Origin of the sequence: Aestuariivivens sediminicola, from assembly GCF_022662015.1 — a bacterium.
GTDB lineage: Bacteria > Bacteroidota > Bacteroidia > Flavobacteriales > Flavobacteriaceae > Aestuariivivens > Aestuariivivens sediminicola.
Window position 1 is genome coordinate 252,383 of sequence record NZ_JAKMCM010000004.1, and the last position, 22,444, is coordinate 274,826.

Genomic DNA, 22,444 nt, shown 5'->3' on the forward strand with positions numbered 1-22,444 from the left:
CTCGCTAAAAACCGCTTTAAAAAGGTTTATGAGTAAATCAAGAAGGTTTAAATAATAGTCAAAACTATATTTCCGGGAACTTAAATGGAATTTGAGATATTATTAGGCTCTATGCTGGCAGGTATCGCTATAGGCATCCTGAGCTTTACATCATGTTAATTTGTGATGAATGACCTATAGACTATCAATATATTCTTTGGGTGTTTTTTCGTAGTATTTCTTAAAGAGGGTACTAAAATGTTTAGGATCATGGAATCCGGATTCATAGGCAATATCTGAGATCCGTGAATGCGATTTTTTCTTCATCAATTCCTCCGCATGATTTAATTTTATTTTTAAGATTAAATCTGAAGGGGACATCTGTACCAAACCTTTGAGTTTTCTGAAAAGGTTGGATCGACTCAATCCCATCATTTCGGCAAGTTTATCGATGGAAAAATCCTTTTCAGTAAGATTTTCCCTTATGGTCTCTATGACATCCGACAAAAAACGTTCATCGGGAGTGAGGTGTTTGTCTATTTTCTTATCGTCCAGTAAGCGCGATATATTTTCTCTCGACCTTATAAGATTATTAATGGTGGCGTTTAGTATGGAGACATTGAACGGTTTCTCAACATAGGCATCCGCCCCTGTTTCCAACCCCTTGATCTTATCGTCTATATCGGCAAGGGCAGTTAACATGATAATGGGAATATGACTCGTTTTAAAGTTGGTCTTAAGCAGATGGCATAGTTCCTTACCATCCATCTCCGGCATCATCACATCGGTAATGATTAGATCGGGACTTTTGGAAAGGGCCAACAACAAGCCCTCTTTACCATTAGAAGCCTCAATGATGGCATGCACTTTACCTAATTCATTCTTAATAGCCGATCTTAACTCAATATTATCCTCAACCAATAAAATTAATTTTTCCTTTATAAGAAGTCCTTCGAGTTTATCTTTTTTTTCCGGTTTGTCGTAGTCATGAATCAGGACATCCTCTCCATAATGCTCACTGCCACCGGGTAATAGGATGGTAAATTTTGATCCGATGTTCTCTTTACTCTCCAAAGTTATTTTACCGCCATGCAATTCAATAATTTTCTTTGAAAGCATTAATCCAATACCGGTCCCGGGAATACCCTGATTCGCCACGTTCGTACCCCTGGTAAAGCGATTAAAAATAGCGTTCTGCTGCTTTTCCGGAATGCCTATGCCGTTGTCAATGAAATCAATTCTGAGGGTTTTATCATTCAGGAAAGCACTGATCGTTATTTCACTTCCCTCATTACTGTATTTAATGGCATTGGAAATCAGGTTATAGAAAATTCGGCTCATTTTCGGGACATCGAACCAAACCGGAATATGTTTTACCTTTAAAATAACGTCTATAGATTTTTCCTTAAGAATTGGTGTAAAGTCATCCACTATTTTTGACAAGCACGCTTTAAGGTTTACCTGGCTCACCTGCAGTTTAAGTTGGTTTCTGTCTAATTTTTGGAAATCTAATAACTGAGAGACATATTCATTTAGATTCTGAGTGTTCCTCTGAATGAGTTCCATGGATTTTTCGACCTGCTCCTGATTCGCCAATTGCTTTACCAACAACTGTATCAAGGAAACCGGTGTTCTGATATCATGAGCCACCTCAACAAAGAATTTTATCCTGTCCTCATCGCTGCGCTTCCTAATATTGGCTATGTTAATTCTATACACTAGAAAAATGAAAAAACATAGGATTAGAAAATAGGAAGTAAGAGCGATACCCGATTTCCAAAATGGTTTTTTTATTTTGATGTTCAGAAGATAATCACTTTTCGCCTTTTCTCCGTCTGCGTTGAATCCAGTGGCTATTAGTCTGTAATCCCCGGGGTTCAAATTGGAATAGGTGATCTTTTCATCGCCATAGGCATTTCTCAAACTGTCGTCATAACCTCTGAGTTGCCATTCGAAACGGTTTCTTTTTGACCCATGAAACTTAATGGTCTCAAAGTTAAATGATATGGTATTCTGATCGTAGCCTAAAACGATGTCGCGGGTATAATTGATATTCCTATCCAGGGTTAGACTGTCTGGCTGTTTCCCATTGATTTGAAAATTTCCGAGATAAATTTTTGATATTTCAGGATCTCTTTCCAAATCGATTGGTTGAAATACAACAGCACCCTCAGGGCCACCAAAAGCCAATCGTCCATCCCTGAGTATTGCAGAAGCTCCTGGCCCGAATTCCTGAATATCCAACCCATCCTGATCGGAGTATTTTCTAAACAGCTTAGTCTTGATATCATATCGCCAGAGTCCTGTGGTGGCCGCCAAATAAAGGTTTTGTACATTGTCCTTCTTAATGGAAAAAACCGTCCCTATCTCTTTATTCGTATTGACGCTAATATGATCCAAGACCTCATTGCTCAAATTAAATTTATGCAATCCTTTAGCCGAACCCAGCCATATGGCATTATTCAACTGATCAAAATTTAAATTATGGATTTCATTTAAGTTGTTGAAGGTGTCTTCCCTTATCTTTCGAACACTTTTATTTCGTTTATTGATTTCGAAAAATCCAATATTGGATCCTGCATAAATAATGTCATCATAGCCCTGGACCATCGATCTCACCAGGCCTACATCATAGGTGTGCACCAATTGGTTTTTTGTGAAATGCAATAGCGGGCCATCATTACCCTGGGCTATCCAAATGTCATCATTGAATACAGAGATATTAAAAACCAATTTAAGAGGAACTTCTTTATTAAACGGTGGTTTATCGATTACCCCATTATTCCTGTCGAAGACCAATATACCTTCCCCATAAGTCCCCAGTAGCAGATCACCATTATATGCTGCAATGGACAGCACGGCTGTATTAAAAAGTTTCGGATGACTATTGTAGTTTTGAACCTTTTGGTTTTCATATTTACTGATCCCGCTTTCCGTTCCAAACCATAACGCCCCGTCTGCGGATTCATAAATAGCCCTTATCGTGTTGTTATTGATACTATTGGCATCGTTTTGCACATGGTGTATCTGATTGAAAATATTATCATTATTATAAATTATATTTATGCCCCCTTCACGAAGCCCAAGCCAATAAGCATTCGATTTATCGACATATACCTCATAAATACTATTCTGACCAATGCTATTCGGGTTGTCAATATTATGCCCGAATAGGTTTATGACATTAAGATTCTCGTCGAATACGAAAAGACCCAATCTGTCAATAGCCACAAGGGCATTGTTTTGAGTATCGAATTCAATTTTTCGAATAGCGTAGGTCTTTTTCTGTAATTCCTTAATAAAAACCGATCTGATCTCCTTTTCGTCCCTAATGAAAAGACCCCCTACCTCCGTACCTATCCAAAGTCTTCTCTTAGAATCCATAGCGATACTTATGATATCATTTTTTTCTAAAATGACCTCCCGCAGGGACAAGTTATCCGAGTCCGGTAACACATCAAAAATGTAACACCCTTTTCCCGTGGCCACATACACCACATTATTCGAGACCTGAATTCCCCTATTGATGAAGGTTTCCGGAAACAAAATGTCCGAGGCCTTCTGTGTGGTCAGGTTATAAATAATATACCCGTGATCCAGACCAATTAAAATTCGATCCTCATCCAACTGTGCCATGGACAGAAACCGTTTTTGGTCAATATGTAAAACCTGCTCAAAACGATCGTGTTCATAGTCATAAGTTATAAGGTAGCCATTGGGACTAATCATGTACAAATCCCCATTTAGATTGAGCATATCAATGATTCCCGTACTTTCCACGGATGATAAAGACTTTAGGTCATAATTTTTGAATTCCAAACCGGAATAGCGATTTAGTCCCTTATCCGAGCCTATCCAGAAATAACCCAGACTGTCTTTTTCAAAAACATTAATCGTACCCCGGATCAATCCGGCCCCGGTTTCAATTCGCTTGACATGCTGGGCCAACACAAAACCATTAAACCAGATAAAGGCAAAAAAGAAAATGACACCTATCTTCTGCTTGTGAAACATAAAGACCCCTGTTTATTTAAACTTACTAAAAAAATAAATTCCCATTTCAAATTTAATGGGAATTTAATTAAAACGAGATTAAACTTGAGTTCTTAACCACCAATCTCTGTCGGGATTGTATTTGTACTTAATTTTTAATTCTTCAAGTTCCGCGCGAAGCCCATCTTCAATTTCCTGATATTCAGGATGGTTTATAAGGTTGATCATTTCTCCGGGATCATTTTCGATATCGTAAAGCTCGTCAATATCATCCTCCAGAAAGGCATCAATCAATTTAAATCGTTTTGTCCTTATAGCCAACATATTCGGTCCGGCATAGGGATAGGCATCATCTATATAATATTCGAACATAAAGGATGTTCTCCAGTCTTCATGATTCTGATTGTTATCGAATAATCGGGTCATGGACGCACCCTGCATGTAATCTGGTGTATTCAATCCCGCCAAATCCAGTATAGTAGGAGCCAAATCAATATTCAATGCGATATCATTAATTTTTGTACCGGGTTGAATGGCTTTGGGATATCGTATTAGCATGGGGATTTTCATAGAATTTTCATAGGCAATTCTTTTATCCCAATACCCGTGTTCACCCATAAAATAACCGTTATCACTGCTATAGATGACAACCGTATTATCCAGTTCGCCAATATCTTCAAGGGTTTTAAGGACTTGGCCCAAAGATTCATCAACCGCTACCAGACACTCCAGGAGTTTTTTAAATTTATCGCCTTTTATGGGCCACGGTTTTGGTGCTATGGTATCCGAATGCTCATAGGATTTCCATTTGGAGTCCCAAGCCTTAATGCGTTGCCATTCAGGTTTCCCTTTAAAATTTTCCAGATGCGTGTCATAGGGTGGTGCGGGCAAAGAGTCATTGGCATAGATATCCTCATGTCGGGGTGCGGGGGAATGGTTTTCATGTACGGCTTTATGCCATAAATTGAGACTAAACGGTTTGTTAGGGTCTCTTTTTTCCTTTAACCAAGCAATGGCTTTGTCGGTTAGAATATCTGTCATATATCCTTTTTCCTGATATTCTCTCCCATTATCATTTACCATTGGGTCAAAATATTCGCCCTGTCCCACAAAACTGTACCAATAATCAAATCCGGGTCTGATATGTCTTTCTCCTTCATAATGGGCCATATGAATTTTGCCAATATGTGCCGTTTCATACCCTGCCTTCTGCAGAATCAGACTATAAGGCTTATTGGTCTCCCAATCCGGATCCACATGTCGGTTGTTCTGATTGACACCGTGGATATGAGGATAGGTACCGGTTAAAAAACTGGCCCTGGAAGGCGAACATATGGACTGGGTCACATAATAGTTGTCAAACTTCACACCTTCGTCTTCAAGCCTTTGCATGTTCGGTGTTTTTAAAAAGGGATACCTTCCGCTGGATTCCAAAGCATCAAAGGGTTGGTCATCGACCAAAATAAATAAAAAGTTAGGTTGTTTCTTTTCTGTTTCCGCCTTCTTACAACCACTTACCACGATGATAAAAAACAGGACGGATAACATCGTCTTAAAAGATATTACAGGTTTCATATTCAAATTACCAATACATGATTAAAGTTACTAAACAAAATAGAAGAAGCATATAAGACCAGAACCGATAGCTCTTGTGAAATGGAATCTGCTTTAATCCAAGCGTTTCCTCTTTGTACTCGTCCAATGAGAAGGTCAGTCCTTCAATTTTTTCAAGCGGTGGTTTCCTGGTTAGCAAACTCACCACTACCATGACGATCAGACTCCAGACAAAATAATAGGGAACCGTTAACAGAAAATGTATATCGCCGAATATGGAGTGTCCGACATTTACAGCGTATATTATATTGATCACACCCAGAGTAATCCCGGCCATAAGTCCGACAAAAGCACCAGAGGCATTGGTTCTTTTCCAAAAAATGCCCAACACAAAGGCCGCAACAATTGGTGGTGCCATAATCGATAGCATTTCCTGATAGTACTTTAACAGGGTGCCGAATTGCTTTCCAATTTGAGGTGCCCAAAACACAGCAATTAGCAATACGGTAACTGAGGCCATCTTCCCCACCCTGACCTTTGTCTTCGAGGTACTATTAGGAACGATTTTATCGTAAAAATCCATTGTGAAAAGGGTTGCCACAGAATTGAGTAAACCACTTAAAGATGAGGTTAAGGCCGCAACCATGGCAGCCATCATAAATCCGATAAGGACATTAGGTAACAGGTTCATGATCAGATTGGGATATACCATATCCGGTTTGGGAAGATCCGGGAATAATTTAATGGCCATAATACCAGGGATAATGATAACAAATAAGGTAAGTACTGTTAAAAAGCCAACGAGCAGCACGCCCTTTCGTCCTTCGTCAATGGACTTTGCGGTCAATACCCTTTGTACCAGCTGCTGATTGTTACCCCAGAAGAACAAGCCAAGGATAGGGATCCCTATGATGGCGCCCAGCCATGGCACGGACGAATCGTCCATCGGACGCACCAGTTTCATTAAAACATCGCCTTCTGCCAACAGTTCTTTCACATATTCAGCACCGCCGTTATAGGTCGCATAGAAGGTAAGTACTATGGATCCTACCAATAAAAATATCCCTTGCATTAAATCAACTCGTATCGCTGCTGAAAGTCCTCCGGGTATGGTATAAGCGGCCACTATAATGGCAAAAACAACAGACAGTGACAATATGGAGGCTTCTGGGAATACCAGTTTCATAACCATGGCCGCAGCATACAGCGAACCGGCTGCATCCAGAAAAATATTCACGACTATGGTTATTGCAGAGAAATAATACCTCGAGGCCGCATTAAAGCGTTTTTCCAAAAACTCAGGTATCGTGAATATTTTTGATTTAATGTAAAAAGGTAAAATAAACCATGCAAAAAATACCATCACGACCACCGAGCCTAAATTATAGTTAAATACCGCAATTCCGGTACTGTAGGCATCACCCGCCTGCCCTATGAGGGTCGAACTCGAAATACTGGCCGCAAATAAGGAAAACCCAATAACAGGCCAGGCCATTCCACGACCGGCCAAAAAATAGGATTTCTCATCTTTACTTTTGCTGTATTTTATCCCAAGATAAACCACGAACAAAAAATAAAGGACGATGATCAGGATATCGGCCCATGACAGACCATTTACCCAGTTGGGGCCTTGTGTAATAATATTCGTGCCTTCCATAAGCTATGATTTTGTGTTTTGTTCTTTACTTAAAGTGAATTCGATTAAAGCATTGACATTACAGGTCGCCAAACCTATATATTTATCCGCAGCACCATAGTATACATATAAAGTGTCTTCAATTATCATATTCCCTGTCGGAAACACACAACCGTTGTAGTAGCCTTCTATCTCATAGTCAAATTCGGGTTCCATGATATAATCTTTAGTTCTGCCCAGCACTATTGTAGGATCATCGAGGTCAAGCATAACAGCACCCACGCGATAATAGCCCAGACCACCGTTTTCAACACCATGATACAGAACGAGCCACCCTTTATCTGTTCGCAATGGTGGCGTACTCCCACCGACCTTTTCCTCCCAGCCACCATCAATACCACCAATGATCATGGTACTCGGTTCATTCCACACCAAAAGGTCGTCACTGAATCGTATCCAAACGGCAGGTTTCTTCACGCCATAGCCCCCTCCTATCCATTCCTTAGGTCTGTGAAGCATAGCGTACTTACCATTTATTTTTTCCGGGAAAAGAATGACATCCCTATCATCTAAATTAGATGCCGTAATACGGCCTAGTTTAATCCACTCTTTAAAATCTTTAGTCATAGCTAAAGCAGAGTTCGCCATATTCTTTTTTATGAAATGAGGTGCATGTTCGCCGTGATCTGCGGTCAATACCACATCATGTTCAAACTTCCAGTATTGTCCTGGAGGAAAGGGTCTGAAGGCGTAGGTTACATAGAAATAATCATCCAATTTTATGATGCGTGCATCCTCGATACAGCCCCTATCCGGTCCCTCTGCACTGGGGCCGAGAACGGGTTTGTCCGAAACGCGATTAAACTGATATCCGTCATCACTCACTGCCAGTCCAAATCTAATAATGTGTTCGGCATCATCTCCTGCGGCCCTGTAGAGCATGTAGAATTTTCCATTGTCATAATAAACACCCGGATTGCATACCACAAGGTTTTCCCAATCATTATTTGGTTCAGGAGTTAGAATTGGATTTCCTGCGAATTTTTCTAGTTTCATTGATTGAAAATATTGGTTAGTGTCGTTTTCTTCCACAATATTAATGTGATCGCTATTACAAAAGGTTTTAAAATAGGTCAATATGATAGAAATTATGGTCAAGTCCTGAAATTGGATTAAAAATTCATAATAATCAACACGGTACTTGAAACGATATAAAACCTTGGAAAGCCACAGCACCCTGCCTCCTGAAAAGTTTAAGTGTGGTCAGTTCAGAGAACCATTTGGACGAAAAATAAACTCAAATGGATAATGATAGCATTAACTTTGTGTTTAATGCACAACTTAGAAATAAGCCTTATGAAAATTATTTGTTTTATTATTTGTATTGCCTTTACCGGAGCAGTCCTTCCCCAGGACGTTCATCAGGGCTCGAAGCGACCGAACATTATATTTATTCTTTCTGATGATCATGCGACAAATGCTATTTCAGCATATAGCGGTGATTACAAGGCTATGGCTCCTACACCCAATATCGATCGTCTGGCCGATGAAGGGGCTATTCTTATGAATGCATTTAGTACCAATGCCATATGCGGACCCAGCAGAGCTTCCATAATAACCGGGAAGTACAGTCATATGAACGGCTATTATAAAAACTACAAAGGGGGTTATTTTGATCCTGAACAATGGACCTACCCGAAGGCTCTTCAAAACTCAGGTTACCAAACAGCTATGGTGGGTAAATGGCATCTGGCTTCTGAACCTCAAGGCTTCGATTATTACAAATACCATACAGATCACGGCGAACAAGGTGTGTATTGGAATCCGACCTACAGTGAAAATGGAACACCTGTAAAAGAAGTCGGTTATGCTACCAATTTAACTACCGATTTTGCTATAGAATGGTTGGAAAATAAGGACAGCGAACAGCCTTTTTGTCTATTGCTTCAATATAAAGCACCGCATAGAGAATGGGCTCCGGATAAAAAATATGAGGATTTTTTGGAAAATGAAAACGTACCGCTTCCGGATACCTTTTATGACGATTACAACGGTAGAGAACGAACTGCAGGTGATACCCACATGACCATGGATTTCTTCAATCGCAGGGACATGAAATTAACACCACCGGACGCCTTATCAGGAAAGCAATTGTCGAAGTGGTTCGATTTTGGAAACAACCCCGGTGAAATCGTAAATCCTGGGGATTCTTTAACGGGGAATGCGCTTAGAGAATGGAAATTCCAAACCTACATAAAAGATTATCTGGCAACAGTGAAATCTGTTGATGATAACATAGGTCGGGTACTCAATTATCTAAAGGATAATAATCTTGAAGAGAACACCATTGTCATTTATGCCTCTGATCAGGGATTCTACCTTGGGGAACATGGCTGGTTCGACAAACGATTCATGTATGAAGAATCGTTACGCATGCCTTTTGTAATCCGTTATCCAGAAAAGATTAAACCAAGAACCGTGGTAACCGATGTCATTTCAAATATCGATTTAGCACCGACGGTGTTAGAGATGGTTGGGGTGTCTGTTCCCGAAGATGTGCAAGGCAAAAGCTTTTTCAAACAATTAAAAGGACATACAAATACCGAATGGCGACAATCTATGTATTATCACTATTACGAATACCCATTTTGGCATCATGTGCAACCGCATTACGGTATTAGGACAGATCGATACAAGCTCATTCATTTTTATTATGATATTGATGTGTGGGAATTATATGATCTGAAAGAAGATCCTTCAGAATTAAATAACCTTATTCATTCGGAAGCACATGCTCCTCTTATCACAAAATTAAAAACGGAATTAGCCTATCTAAAACAGCATTATGGCAATAATCTGACCTTGGATGAACTTCGAGCCATATCTGATACTGATTTTGGAGGATTGGAATCCGATACTAAAAAATAGACACCTTTTATTGAAATTAAAAATGATAAGAAACCTTTTCATCATTGGCATCATGACCATTGTTTCTGTCACATTCACTTGTGGACAAAGCAAGGCTCCCAATATCCTATTAATCACTTTAGATGATATGAACTGGGATTCTCCGGGTGTAAATGGCGGTATCATACCTGATTTAACGCCGCACATGGATAAACTGGCAACTGAAGGTGTTTTATTCCAAAAGGCCTATGTTCAGGCTCCAAATTGTTCACCATCCCGTAGTGTCATTCAGACGAGTCTGTATCCTCACCAAAGTGGTATGAGGGGTTTCTTTTATGTTGAACCCGTTGGAAATACACTTCCAGAAATTTTAAAGGAAAATGGATATATAACAGGCGTGATAAATAAATTGGCCGACACCAGTTTAAGTCCGGATTTCGAAAGGTACTGGGATGCAAGCATTGGAATTAATGGGAAAAAGAAACGATCTGCAGAGGCTTACTCAAAAATGCTCAATCGATTTTTGAGTAGTGTCAAACCGTCCGGAAAGCCATTTTACTGCGTTGTTAATATTGCTGACCCCCACAAACCGTTTTTCAATGATCCCGGATCCAAAAAGAGCGGATTTGATGACTTCAAACCTTCAAAATTATACACATTGAAGGACATAGAGACACCGGAATTTCTTCCAAGTCATCTAAAAATAAAACAGGAACTTTTGAACTATTACAACTCTGTAAGAAGAGGAGACGACTGTGTTGGAGCTGTTTTAAACACGATCAACGAGAGTAGGTTTTCAGAGAATACCATTGTAATCCTGCTATCAGATCATGGCATGCCATTCCCCTTTGCAAAATCATCTCTGTATCAAAATGGCATTCGCACACCTCTTATATTCAGCTGGCCGGCCAAAATTTCAAAAGGTCTTGTAAATACAGAACATCTGGTGTCAACAATTGATATTGCACCAACCATTCTGGAACTGACCGGTATTTCGGTACCGAACACGTACTACGGACAATCCTTTCATTCGTTGTTATTTGGTGGTGAAATGGCATCCAAGGCTCATGTTTATGCCCAATTTGATGAAAATGCAGGAGGTATTCCAAGACCATCAAGAACAATCATCGGAACTAGGTATGGTTATATTTTTAACCCATGGGCTACTGGAAAATTTCCTTTTAAATCTGCAGCAGACTACCACGCATCCTATAAGGTCATGACACAACTGGCGGCGCAGGACGCGATGATACATAAAAGATTTGATCATTGGGTCTTTCGCGCCACTGAAGAACTTTACGACTATGACAACGATCCGAATGCCATGAACAACCTGATCGATGATCCAAAGTATCGTGAGGTGCTTGTGGAACTCAGGGAAAAACTCATGGTGCATTTGAGAGAGACCAATGATTATGTCCTTCCTGCATTTGAAAACAGAACAGATGACACTTACCTAAACGATTGGATGGAGAAGCAGATCAGGGAAGCCAGGCAAAGAACAACAACCTTGAAATGGAAACGTTTTAAAAACAGTAGTGGCTCTACAAAGAATAATACAGTACTTTTTAAAATAAAAGATCATTTATACTCAAAGCATTGAAGGGACTTTGGTTGTCTCATCCATAACTACTGTTTTTATTGTACATCTCTTGAGATATTTTTATCCAGGCGCTTCATCTTTATGAGCTATTTATCGAAGTCCTTACTTTAAAATAACTCATACAACCCAAATCATTTTAGTACAATTAAAAATCTCCCTGACTTGTCATTTATTTGATTAATTTTAATGAGCTCCATTTCATAACCCTTTTTAATATGTTTAATCCTGTTGGTTATACAAAATCATTTTGGCAAAGCGTCACATAGCAAGACATTTATATGAAATCAGTACAGCATTTAATGGTGTTATTCTTACTGGCCTTAATGGTTACGCTGTTCAGCGCCTGTAAAAGTGACCAAACGCAGTACGCTGCCGATGTGGTGGTCTACGGGGGTACTTCTGCCGGGATAGCCGCGGCCATTCAAACGGCACGACTTGGCAAGACGGTCCTGTTAATTGAACCGACAAACCGGCTGGGAGGACTCACCACCGGCGGCCTTGGACAGACCGATATTGGCAACAAGCAGGTCATCGGAGGCATAGCAAGGGAGTTTTACAGACAGATCAAGGCCTACTACGACGATCCTGTCCATTGGGTCTGGCAGAGCAAATCGGACTATAAGGATGGTGGACAAACACGCTCTGCATCGAACGAAGACGCCATGTGGACCTTCGAACCCTCGGCTGCTTTAAAGGTGTTTCATCGGATGCTTGAAGATCCCAACATTAGCATTGTCTACAACCAGAGGCTTAACAGAACAACAGGAGTCGGGAAAGAGGGTAAGGCCATAAGCGCCATAACCATGGAAACCGGAGAAATTTACCGGGGAAAGATGTATATTGATGCCAGCTATGAAGGGGACCTCATGGCAGCTGCAGGGGTATCCTACACGGTTGGCCGCGAATCGAATGCGGTCTATGGTGAAACCTTAAACGGGGTTCAGGCGGAACCTTATGGTAAGACACTCAAGGGGACCCTATCCCACAACAGCGTGCATCATAATTTCATCGATGGCGTCGATCCCTATATCGTAAAAGGAGACTCCACAAGTGGGTTGCTACCCTTTATTTCGGAAGGTGGCCCGGGTATTGAAGGCTCCGGTGACAAAGGTATTCAGGCCTACTGCTTCAGGATGACCCTGACCGATCATCCCGAAAATCGCATCCCTTTCCAGAAACCGGAAGATTACAATGCATTGGACTATGAGCTGCTGTTCCGCAATTATGAGGCGGCGACGGGACCCATAGAAGCCATGTATAGCTATGGCGATCGGCTGGTCCCCTGGATCAACTCCGCGATGCCCAACCGAAAGACAGACACCAACAACCAAAAAGGATTTTCGACCGACTTTATAGGTCAGAACTGGGACTATCCTGAGGCTTCCTATGCGGAACGGGAACGTATTGCAGCACGCCATCGCAGCTATCAGCAGGGCTTGATGTGGACCCTGGCCTACCACCCCCGAATTCCGAAAAAAGTTAGGGACAAGGTGTCACAATGGGGCACCTGTAAAGACGAATATGAACGTGCTGACGGATGGCAACAGCAACTGTACATAAGAGAAGCGCGACGTATGCTGAGTACCCACGTGATGACTCAGAAGAACTGTGAAGGTATTGAAACGGTGAATGATCCCATTGGTATGGCGGCCTATGGTATGGATTCCCATCATATCAAGCGTTATGTCAACTCCAGAGGTTTTGTGGCTAATGAAGGGAATGTCGAAGCGTCGGTAAGGTCACCGTTCCCCATAAGCTACCGGTCCATTGTACCCAAAAAAGAGGAATGTTCCAATCTGGTGGTCCCGGTGTGCCTGAGCGCATCGCATATCGCTTTCGGATCCATCCGAATGGAACCCGTTTTCATGATCCTGGGCCAAAGTTCGGCTATCATTGCATGTATGGGGCTCGATGACGCCCGGGCTGTTCAGGATTTGGACTATACCAGGTTAAGGAACGTATTGGTCGATAACCACCAAATATTAGAATAAGCATTACCTGCCATAATGCCTGTCGAAAGGGCAAAAGATCAATTGAGTAAATTCAAAAAAACGCTCGCAGCACCAGTGTTTACAGGGGCTGAAAAACATGCGCAGGAAATCCTGAAAACATAAGCATGAATTCGAAAAAACATGACTATGGAATTTACATTTCCTGCGCATGAAATTCCGAACCCTCAGGCAGAGGGATTAAGCGACTTATTCAACAGTTCCTTCACCTCGAGATCATCGACCTGTTCAAAATCTGCATAAAACTGACCTACCGCCCTAAAATAGTCTGGCACCAAGGGACAGATCACCTCATCCACATAGGGTGATGCCTTTAATTTTTTAATGGAATCAAAAGGCGCCACGGGTATGGCCACTATAATGCTATCCGGTTTTTCATCATGAAGCATATTAATAATAGACAGCATGGTACTACCCGTGGCGATACCATCATCCACTACGATTAAAATCTTTCCTTTTAATTGGAGTGGCTTCCGATGGTTATAATAATCCTCATAGCGCCTGTTTAACAGGGCTCTGATGTGTTTTATTTCCTCTTCGATGTACAATGGCGATATATCTGAGGCGGCATCACTTAAAATACTGCTTTTTAGAGTGACTGCTCCAATGGCATATTCCTTATGCAATGGATGCCCAATCTTTTTAGAAAGGACGATTTCCAGTGGCAGCTGTAATAGTTGACTGATCTCGTACCCTAAGGGTACACCTCCTCTGGGAATGGCCACTATGACCGCATCCGTGTTGCTGTAACTTTCTAACTTTTTGGCCAGTAAACGACCGGCCTCTATTCTATCCTTATACATGGTTCTTATTTTAAATAGTCATTAAACCAAAGGGTTGCGAGTTCAGCGACCTTTTCCAGTTTTCCCGGTTCACCGAACAAATGTGTCGCCCCTTCTATAATCTCGAGTTTTTTAATGCCAGCGAGTTCCTCAAAGGCCTGATGATTTAAGGTGATCACCGGGTGATCATCCCCACCGACAATTAGAAGTGTGGGCACCTCTATGCTATCCAAAACGGACATGGCCAGATCAGGTCGACCTCCCCTGGACACAAGGGCACTTATACGGTCCTTAAGCCGACTGGCCGCAAACAAGGCTGAAGCCGCACCGGTGCTGGCACCAAAATAGCCAATGGGCAGATCGGCCAATGGTTTATGTTTAAACACCCACTGGGTTGTTTTTACCAGGCGATGTGACAGCAGCGGTATATCAAATCGGTTTTCATAATGACGATCCTCGTTTTCGGTCAACAGATCGAAAAGCAAGGAAGCGAATCCGTTCATTTGGAGGTACTCGGCCACATAATTGTTTCTGCTGCTCAATCGGCCACTGCCACTTCCATGAGAGAAGATCACCACTCCTTTTGGGTTTTCAGCCACTCTTAAACGCCCTCTCAAAAGCACATCATCTACAGGGATACCAATACGCTCATAGGTGCTTAGTGTTTTCATTTTATTATGCTTTACGGTTTAAAAAAGGCGCTCGGGATATTCACAATCACCGAGGCACTATCTCGTCTTTCACCCATCACTACTTTGGGTTTCTCATCAGTTCCTAAGATACTCCAACGCATCGGGACCTGAAATGATATTGGTCAATCCCCCGAAAAAAGTCAGGCCTGTGAAATGTCAGGGCCTTACCCAAATGTTCATACATTATTCAAATCGTTCATCGCCTGACGGGAACCCTTAAAAATCCAAACGCCCCGAATGTGTCCAAAAGAATGGCTTTGAAAAGCGCACCCACACATGACATATATCATTTCATTTTTTAAGTCAACTTCTTATTTTGTATGTCCAATTTTAAATAGACAGCAATGTTAGGTGAGTTAACAGCAAACCAGATAGAACAGTTACTTTATGCGCAGCTAATCGGGCGACTCGGTTGCCATGCAGACGGCATTACCTATGTGGTACCCATAACCTATGCCTATGACGGCACGTATATCTATGGACATACCAGGGAGGGTATGAAAATTGATATGATGCGAAAAAATCCCAAGGTCTGTTTTCAGCTGGACGTCATGGAAAACATGAGCAACTGGAGAAGCGTCATTTCCTGGGGGACATTTGAAGAATTACAGGATCCTGAAGATCGTATCATGGGCATGAAAAAGCTATGGGATCGTATCATGCCGTATACCACGGGAGAAACAACGGTACAACATGCCATTACCGACTCCCATGCCAAAAGTATAGAAGCCATGCAGGGCGTGGTCTACAGGGTAAAACTCTCTGAAAAGACCGGACGCTATGAAAAAAAATGATGGGCACTTCTGCCGGTAAACAGGTGTCATCTCGGGTTGGTAATCATCCCGGTTATTTCCGTATGCATTCCATTGAAGCGCTCCTTTATGCTATTATGTTCCCGTGAAGATGACTGGAGACGATAGCCTTCCAATTATAATATGGTCAATATATCCTGATGCGATCTCATATAATTCAGGGCATACCTGAGTTCGCCTTCCGCTTCAGCATAGATGGTATACAAAAGTTGTCCTTTGCTTATGGTATTTCCCAAATGCACATGGAGCAGTATACCGGATGCCTTGAGCTCGGGGGCACCGGATAACTTGGCCAGTCTCGCCATTTTTCTGTTGTCAATCCGTATTAAGGTACCGTCTTTCTCTGCATGTACCTTATGAAAATGACTGTTAATAACAGGTTCCGTAAACCGTCCCTGTGCTTTACAAATGGCCATGAACTTGTTCAGCGCTTTTCCGGAGTCCAGAATGTCGGTAGCCGTTTGTATGCCATGTCCCCTGGCCACCTTTCCTGATAATTCCAAAAGTGCTCCGGCAAGTAGGAGTGCACGTTCTCTGAGATCGACCGCTGCATCGGCATCACTCCTTAAAATGCGCAATATATCCATGGCCTCCAATACCGGACCAATGCCATTGCCAACCGGCTGGGAACCATCCGTAAGGATCACCCTTGTGTTGAGTCCGATGGCCTTGCTCACCACTTCAATGTGCGATTTAAGGAGTTCAGCTGTTTTACTGCTTCTTACCTTAGCCGTTTCGCCCACAGGCATGTCAATAATGACATGGGTTGCACCGGCTGCAGCCTTCTTTGAAAGCACCGATGCAATAAGCTGCCCCTCGGAATCAATGTCCAGGGCTTTCTCCACCTTGATTAGAATAGCATCCGCCGGACTTAAACGGGCTGCATCCCCCCAGACAAAGCAGCCTCCCTCCTTCTCGACCACCTTCTGCAGTTGTTCCGGTGAGAGGGAAACATTGGTCAGTACTTCCATGGTATCGGCTGTCCCCGCCGAGGATGTTATGGCTCTCGAAGAGGTCTTCGGCATGGTCAGCCCGAAGGCCGTTATAATGGCAACCACGATCGGGGTGGTCCTGTTTCCCGGTAAGCCACCGATGGAATGCTTGTCCATGACCATAGGCTTATGCCAGTTCAGCCTGATCCCGGAGGCTACCATAGCCTTTGTTAAACTTGAAATTTCATCGACATCCATGCGTTCCCCGGCGCAAGCCGTAATAAATGCAGACAGGTGAATATTGGAATAATCACCGCGTACAATATCGTTTATAATGTGCTGATAAGCATGATAGTCCAAGGTCTTGTTGTAGATCTTTGCCCTTAAATGGTTCAGGGAGTTGATGGGTTCCAAATGTGAAACGGTTAACATATCACCATCGCTCACATTGAGCATCTCTGCCGCGGTATTGGACAGGCCTATTTCATTGGGGAGCAACATATCCGAGGTTACCACATTCAGACTGGCAACAATGGAGCGTGTTGGTGTGGATACCCTGACACGTGTCAGTGCTTCGAATCCCTCCGAAATACACACCTCACTGTCCTTCTTCAGGAACACCACATTGTCATTTTGGGTGAAAATGCCCAAATGCTTGTATTTCAACAAATCCGGAAGTTTTGTCATGGTACCCGTATTCAGTCTGTTTTCTTTTATGACGACCATTGTAGGCCTATACAATGGTAGGCTATCCATTCAAATTATGGAATGATATATATCATTTTGCCTGTATCCGAAATTCAATACATTTATTTATACTCGAGATGATCCACGGGGGACACCTCACAGTAGAGATCTTGATTTTATTGTAATCATGGCTTTAGTTAAAATTTCATACGAGAAGAAGATTGTACTTGGGTATATTATCAACCTCATGGTTGTGTTCGCATTGGGACTCATTTACTGGAAGCAGATGCCCCAATCCGGTGATGCCGTACTCTGGGACTGGATCCTTTTGGCACTCATTGTATTGTCCTTAGGCATGCTGACGGTCGTTTATGTTATCCTAAAGGCCCAGCAGAAGGCCAATACGACCTATGCACAGGAATTACTGCAGAGTCAGACCCTGTTGCAATCCATCATCGATAACACCCCCAACCCCATTTCCGTAAAGAAATTGAATGGCGAATACCTTTTGGTCAATACACAATACCAAATGTTGTTCCGGGAGAAGACGGAGGATCTGATCGGGAAGACCAATCATGATGTGCTGGATAAGGAGACGGCCGACAGGTATCGAAGTACAGACCTGGATGCCTTAAAGACCGGCAGGGAGATTCAGGTAGAGGAAACCTTCGAACAGGCTGATGGTACACACATCTACCTGTCCGTTAAGTTTCCCTTGTTTGACAATTCCGGCAGGGCTTATGCCATTGGAAATATCTCTACCGACATCACCGAAAGAAAAAAGATCGAACAGTCCCTTAAGGCGGCCGATACCTTCTTTAATCTTTCCGTAGACAGCCTGGTGATCGCCTCGAAAGAAAAGTTCATAAAAGTAAATCCCTCATTAAGCAAACTTCTGGGTTACAGTGATGCCGAACTACTGGCGAAACCATTTACCGATTTCATTCATGCCGATGATACCGCGGCCACCAAAAAGGAAATCGAAAAGCTTGAAAAAGGCACTGACCTGATCAATTTTATAAATCGATGGGTCTGTAAGGACGGTTCCATAAAATGGCTCTCCTGGAATGCTACGGCCGATGTCTGTACCGGAACCCTTTACGCCATTGTCAGGGATGTTACGGCACAGCTCATGCTAAAGGAAAAAGAAGAGAAGGAAAGGAACATGCTCTTTGAGAGCCGGCAAAAATTAAATATGATTCTTGAAAACATCAGTGATGGTGTTATTGTAGCTAACGCAGAAAAACAGGTGGTATTGGCCAATCACAATGCCAACCTGTTTTTTGGAATTCAAGAGGACACCGAAATATCCATGAATTTCTCAGACCATTTCGAGGTGCTTTATCCCGATGGCGAAACCCCTTTCCCGGCTCAAAATCTTCCCGCAGAACGGGCCTTGCTGGGTGAAGTCACCGATGATGTCGATGTACTGCTCAGAGATTATGAGACCAATAAAAAGCGCCGGGTACTCCTGAGCGGCCGACCCATTTGGAATCATGAGAATGCCATAGTTGCTGTTGTGGTAACCATGAAAGACATCAGCAGGTATAAAAAACTGGAGGCCGAATTGAAAAAAAAGGATATGGCCTCCCGCACCATCATCGGTTTTAAGAAATCAAAACAGCAAAGTGAAAAATCTTAAAGCATTCGAATTCATAGCTTAGCTTTCCCTTGTTTTGAATGCTCCGACAACCTTGGGCTACAATATGGTATTTAATTGTGTAAGGTTTTTTGTATTTTGATAAGATGAGCCATTGATCAGAACTGAAACTATAAACGTTCGGCGTACAACAAGGCATATCAGCCATAGCGAATTGGAAGTAAATTTAAGCTGTTGGAAACTTTGTGTAGAAAAAACAAAAAATGAATAGATTAAAATCAATAATAGCCCTATCCCTAATTGTATTCATTCCCTTTGGACTAATGATTTGGTTCAGGAATCATCAATCCACAGGATTTGCAGGTACTGAACTCATACTGTATCCTTTATTATTTGGCGGACTGAGTATCGTTATTCTATCAGTACTCAAAACGTTTTTTCTCAAAGAAAGGCTCGTTGATTTTAACTCAGGTGAAGGAAAGTGGTTTTCGGATATTGCTTGGGGACTGCTTCTAACTTTGGTGTATTTCATGGTCTTCTTTTTGGCAAGATTGACTTTATCGCATATACTCCATTTCAGTCCAAACATGGAATTATTGGGATTAATGCTGGATTTGAGAGAAAACCCTATACTGTTGATTGTTTGGTTTGGTCCGGTATTATGGATAGGAATTGGGCTTTATGAAGAATTAATTAGGGTTTTTATCTTAACAAGTTTATGGAAATGGTCTGAAAAATTGTACTGGTCAATTTTGGTTATTTTCATTTCTGCGCTCATTATTGGTTTAGCGCATTGGAATCAAGGGTCCTACGGAATTGTTTCCGTTGGAATTAAAGGTTTAGTTAGCGGTTATTTCTTTTTGAAAAAGAAACGATTAATGCCTCTTGTATATGCTCATGTGCTTTATGACGGTATTCAAGTTGCAATTTTACTTTTTACATATCCTGAGCAATAAAAACTCATATCACAGCTTTGGTTGCTGTTGATTTCAGTTTCTAGGCTTTTATATTCATTTTTACACTACTTTTTGCGAAGCACTGGAACGTCTCATCCGGGAAAATAAAGGCAGGTTCTATTGGCGGAAATTGCCATTCTTAATTTTTAATTATCCATTGTTTAAAGATCAAATGCAGCTTCGAAACCTTTTTTCATTAAAACAAGGAAAACTGATGCGTATCATTATTTATGGGATTTATAATTCTTAATTTCACATCTGTTTTAACTATTTAATTATCAAATAACTATACTTATTTTTTATCATGAAATACAATACGATCATTATAGGAGGCGGACTGGCAGGACTGACTGCAGGAGCAACACTCGCAAAATTTGGCAAGAAAGTTCTTTTATTGGAGCAGCACCACAAGCCGGGCGGTTGTGCAACGACATTTAAGCGTGGCGATTTCATTGTAGAAGTTGGTTTGCATGAAATGAGTGGACTAACCGAAAATGGATCAATTACGAAAATCTTTAAAATGCTGGATGTGGATAAACAGGTTCAATTTAAAAAGGTCCCTGAATTTTACGGCGTGGTTTCTGATAAATCAGATTTTGTAATGCCACATGGATTCAAAGCTGCGACTAAAGCACTGATAGACAAATATCCTGAAGATGAAAAAGGTATCAAACGTTTTATGAAGTTGATTGCAGGAACGCGAAAGGAAGCCATCAGCCTACCCCGCTCACCTTTAAAACAAAAATTGATTTATCCATTGATGCCCTTGCTTTATCCCAATCTCGTCGAGGCAACTAAACATACCGTTGGATCCTGGTTAGATAAGTACATCACCAATGAAAATGCAAAATTAGATCTCGTAGCACATATTGTGTATTGGGGTGATGATCCCTATACACTATCCATGTTTTACTTTGCTCTACCATTTTCAGGGTTTATTGAGAATGGTGGACACTTTATAAAAGGCGGATCACAACAGCTTTCCAATTATCTTGCGTCTTACATCGAAAAGAATGGTGGTAGTGTTATATTAGGTAAAAGAGTAGAGAAAATCATTACGCATAATGGCAAAGCAACTGGAGTTACATTCCGCGATAGTTTTAATGGAAATTCAGGATCCAGGACTATTTTATGTGATAATGTTATAGCCAATTGTGCCATTCCATTGGTGCCGTCGATGTTGGATGCCCCTTATTCGACTCAACTTCAACAAAAAATCAGTTTAAAAACCAATTCCTGTTCACTCTTGTGTATGTATCTTGGTTTCAATACGGATGTAGAAAAGTTTGGTGTTAAATACTATTCAAATGTTTTTCGAGGCGATGGTGTAACGACTATAAAAGATATTAAAAATAACCACCATGGTGATTGGTCCAAACGCAGATTTATTTTTGTAGACTATAATAAGGTGGATGCCGGATTGGCACCTCCTCATAAATCTGAAGGTGTAATTTGTGCTATTGATTATATTGAAGATTGGGAAAATTTAAATAATGAAGACTACAAGGCGAAAAAAGAAGAAATAGCGCAAGTTTTAATAGACCGATTAGAGAAGCAATATCCGGGAATTCGAAATAGCATCGAATACTATGAAGTGGCTACATCCAAAACCATTAAAGACTTTACATCGAATCCAAGTGGTTCGGTTTATGGTTACGCCCAAACGAAAGACCAAATAGCAGGTAAGCGATTTAGAAACAATTTCTTGATCCCTAACCTGTACTTTGCATCAGCATGGGCTTTCCCGGGAGGTGGTTTTGAAGGTTCAATTCAAGGCGGATTTTTGGCTGCATTGCAAATGAATCAAGATAAAATCTGGTCAGAATGTGATGATAAGAAATACCTTGATGACAGAGTTGTACAGCTCATAGACAGTAAATCAATAGATGATAACATTCTCGAATTATCATTTAGCAAACCATCTGGTTTTGAAAATCGAAACGGTGATTATGCTATTCTCGAAATCATAAACCCGAAAGCAACTGAACTGGACCTCCCTTATCGTTGGCTTCCGATAGATTCTAATGGTAAGGAAAAGAACTTAAAATTTCAAATTAAAACGGATGGGAGCAGCTTCTCTAAAAGTTGTGAACTTATAGATACTGGTGATGCCGCTATTGTATATGGCCCTATGGGGTAGTATAAAGAAAGACAAAAACCTACTATAAGTTGGATTATCCGTTGTTTTTAAGATGGATTATGGAATGAAACTGTTCAGCTTTCAGTCCAACAAAATTCATACAATGGGATCTACCATCCCGCTTTGAAATGGCCTCCCCGCACCAGCATCGGTTTTAAGAAA

At 41.4% G+C, this 22,444-nt stretch carries 14 protein-coding genes; 7 read left to right on the forward strand and 7 right to left on the reverse strand.

Going from position 1 to position 22,444, the window contains the following annotated elements; genetic code table 11:
- Positions 1-174: 174 nt before the first annotated feature.
- From MR041_RS10995 to MR041_RS11010, 4 genes are all read right to left on the reverse strand, one after another.
- Positions 175-3,993 carry an ATP-binding protein gene (locus tag MR041_RS10995; protein ID WP_242093859.1) on the reverse strand — a complete coding sequence of 1,273 codons (3,819 nt, stop codon included), beginning with the start codon at positions 3,991-3,993 and terminating at the stop codon, positions 175-177.
- Between the two features lie 78 nt (positions 3,994-4,071).
- Complete coding sequence (locus MR041_RS11000) at positions 4,072-5,547, reverse strand: sulfatase family protein (protein ID WP_242093861.1); 1,476 nt, start codon at positions 5,545-5,547, stop codon at positions 4,072-4,074.
- 7 nt (positions 5,548-5,554) lie between these two features.
- Positions 5,555-7,183, reverse strand: a complete 1,629-nt coding sequence (locus MR041_RS11005) for a sodium:solute symporter (RefSeq protein ID WP_242093863.1) — start codon at positions 7,181-7,183, stop codon at positions 5,555-5,557.
- A gap of 3 nt (positions 7,184-7,186) precedes the next feature.
- Positions 7,187-8,218: a glycoside hydrolase family 130 protein gene (locus MR041_RS11010; RefSeq protein WP_242093864.1), complete on the reverse strand. Its 1,032-nt coding sequence runs from the start codon at positions 8,216-8,218 to the stop codon at positions 7,187-7,189.
- 300 nt (positions 8,219-8,518) lie between these two features.
- On the opposite strand from MR041_RS11010, the gene MR041_RS11015 reads away from it, so the two are divergent.
- From MR041_RS11015 to MR041_RS11025, 3 genes are all read left to right on the forward strand, one after another.
- Positions 8,519-10,090, forward strand: a complete 1,572-nt coding sequence (locus tag MR041_RS11015) for a sulfatase family protein (protein WP_242093866.1) — start codon at positions 8,519-8,521, stop codon at positions 10,088-10,090.
- 22 nt (positions 10,091-10,112) lie between these two features.
- On the forward strand, positions 10,113-11,672 hold the full coding sequence (locus tag MR041_RS11020; protein ID WP_242093868.1) for a sulfatase family protein: 1,560 nt from the start codon (positions 10,113-10,115) through the stop codon (positions 11,670-11,672).
- Between the two features lie 278 nt (positions 11,673-11,950).
- Positions 11,951-13,663: an FAD-dependent oxidoreductase gene (locus MR041_RS11025; protein WP_242093870.1), complete on the forward strand. Its 1,713-nt coding sequence runs from the start codon at positions 11,951-11,953 to the stop codon at positions 13,661-13,663.
- Positions 13,664-13,848: 185 nt separating this feature from the next.
- Here MR041_RS11025 and MR041_RS11030 read toward each other — a convergent pair whose 3' ends face one another.
- Together MR041_RS11030 and MR041_RS11035 are read right to left on the reverse strand one after the other, a co-directional pair.
- Positions 13,849-14,484 (reverse strand): phosphoribosyltransferase, encoded by a 636-nt coding sequence (locus tag MR041_RS11030; protein ID WP_242093872.1) that lies wholly within the window; start codon positions 14,482-14,484, stop codon positions 13,849-13,851.
- 5 nt (positions 14,485-14,489) lie between these two features.
- The gene (locus tag MR041_RS11035; protein WP_242093874.1) at positions 14,490-15,134 is read right to left on the reverse strand and encodes a dienelactone hydrolase family protein; all 645 of its coding nucleotides are present in this window, start codon (positions 15,132-15,134) and stop codon (positions 14,490-14,492) included.
- A gap of 365 nt (positions 15,135-15,499) precedes the next feature.
- Between MR041_RS11035 and MR041_RS11040 the strand changes: the two genes are divergently transcribed.
- On the forward strand, positions 15,500-15,949 hold the full coding sequence (locus tag MR041_RS11040; RefSeq protein ID WP_242093876.1) for a pyridoxamine 5'-phosphate oxidase family protein: 450 nt from the start codon (positions 15,500-15,502) through the stop codon (positions 15,947-15,949).
- Between the two features lie 134 nt (positions 15,950-16,083).
- On the opposite strand, the gene MR041_RS11045 is transcribed toward MR041_RS11040, so the two are convergent.
- Complete coding sequence (locus MR041_RS11045; protein WP_242093878.1) at positions 16,084-17,625, reverse strand: thymidine phosphorylase family protein; 1,542 nt, start codon at positions 17,623-17,625, stop codon at positions 16,084-16,086.
- 148 nt (positions 17,626-17,773) lie between these two features.
- Between MR041_RS11045 and MR041_RS11050 the strand changes: the two genes are divergently transcribed.
- The 3 genes from MR041_RS11050 to MR041_RS11060 all read left to right on the forward strand — a co-directional run bounded on the left by MR041_RS11050 (position 17,774) and on the right by MR041_RS11060 (position 22,282).
- A complete protein-coding gene (locus MR041_RS11050; protein WP_242093880.1) occupies positions 17,774-19,228 on the forward strand; it encodes a PAS domain-containing protein in 1,455 nt (484 codons plus the stop codon).
- Positions 19,229-19,449: 221 nt separating this feature from the next.
- A complete protein-coding gene (locus MR041_RS11055) occupies positions 19,450-20,142 on the forward strand; it encodes a CPBP family intramembrane glutamic endopeptidase (protein ID WP_242093882.1) in 693 nt (230 codons plus the stop codon).
- Positions 20,143-20,446: 304 nt separating this feature from the next.
- A complete protein-coding gene (locus tag MR041_RS11060; protein WP_242093884.1) occupies positions 20,447-22,282 on the forward strand; it encodes a phytoene desaturase family protein in 1,836 nt (611 codons plus the stop codon).
- Positions 22,283-22,444 lie beyond the last annotated feature (162 nt).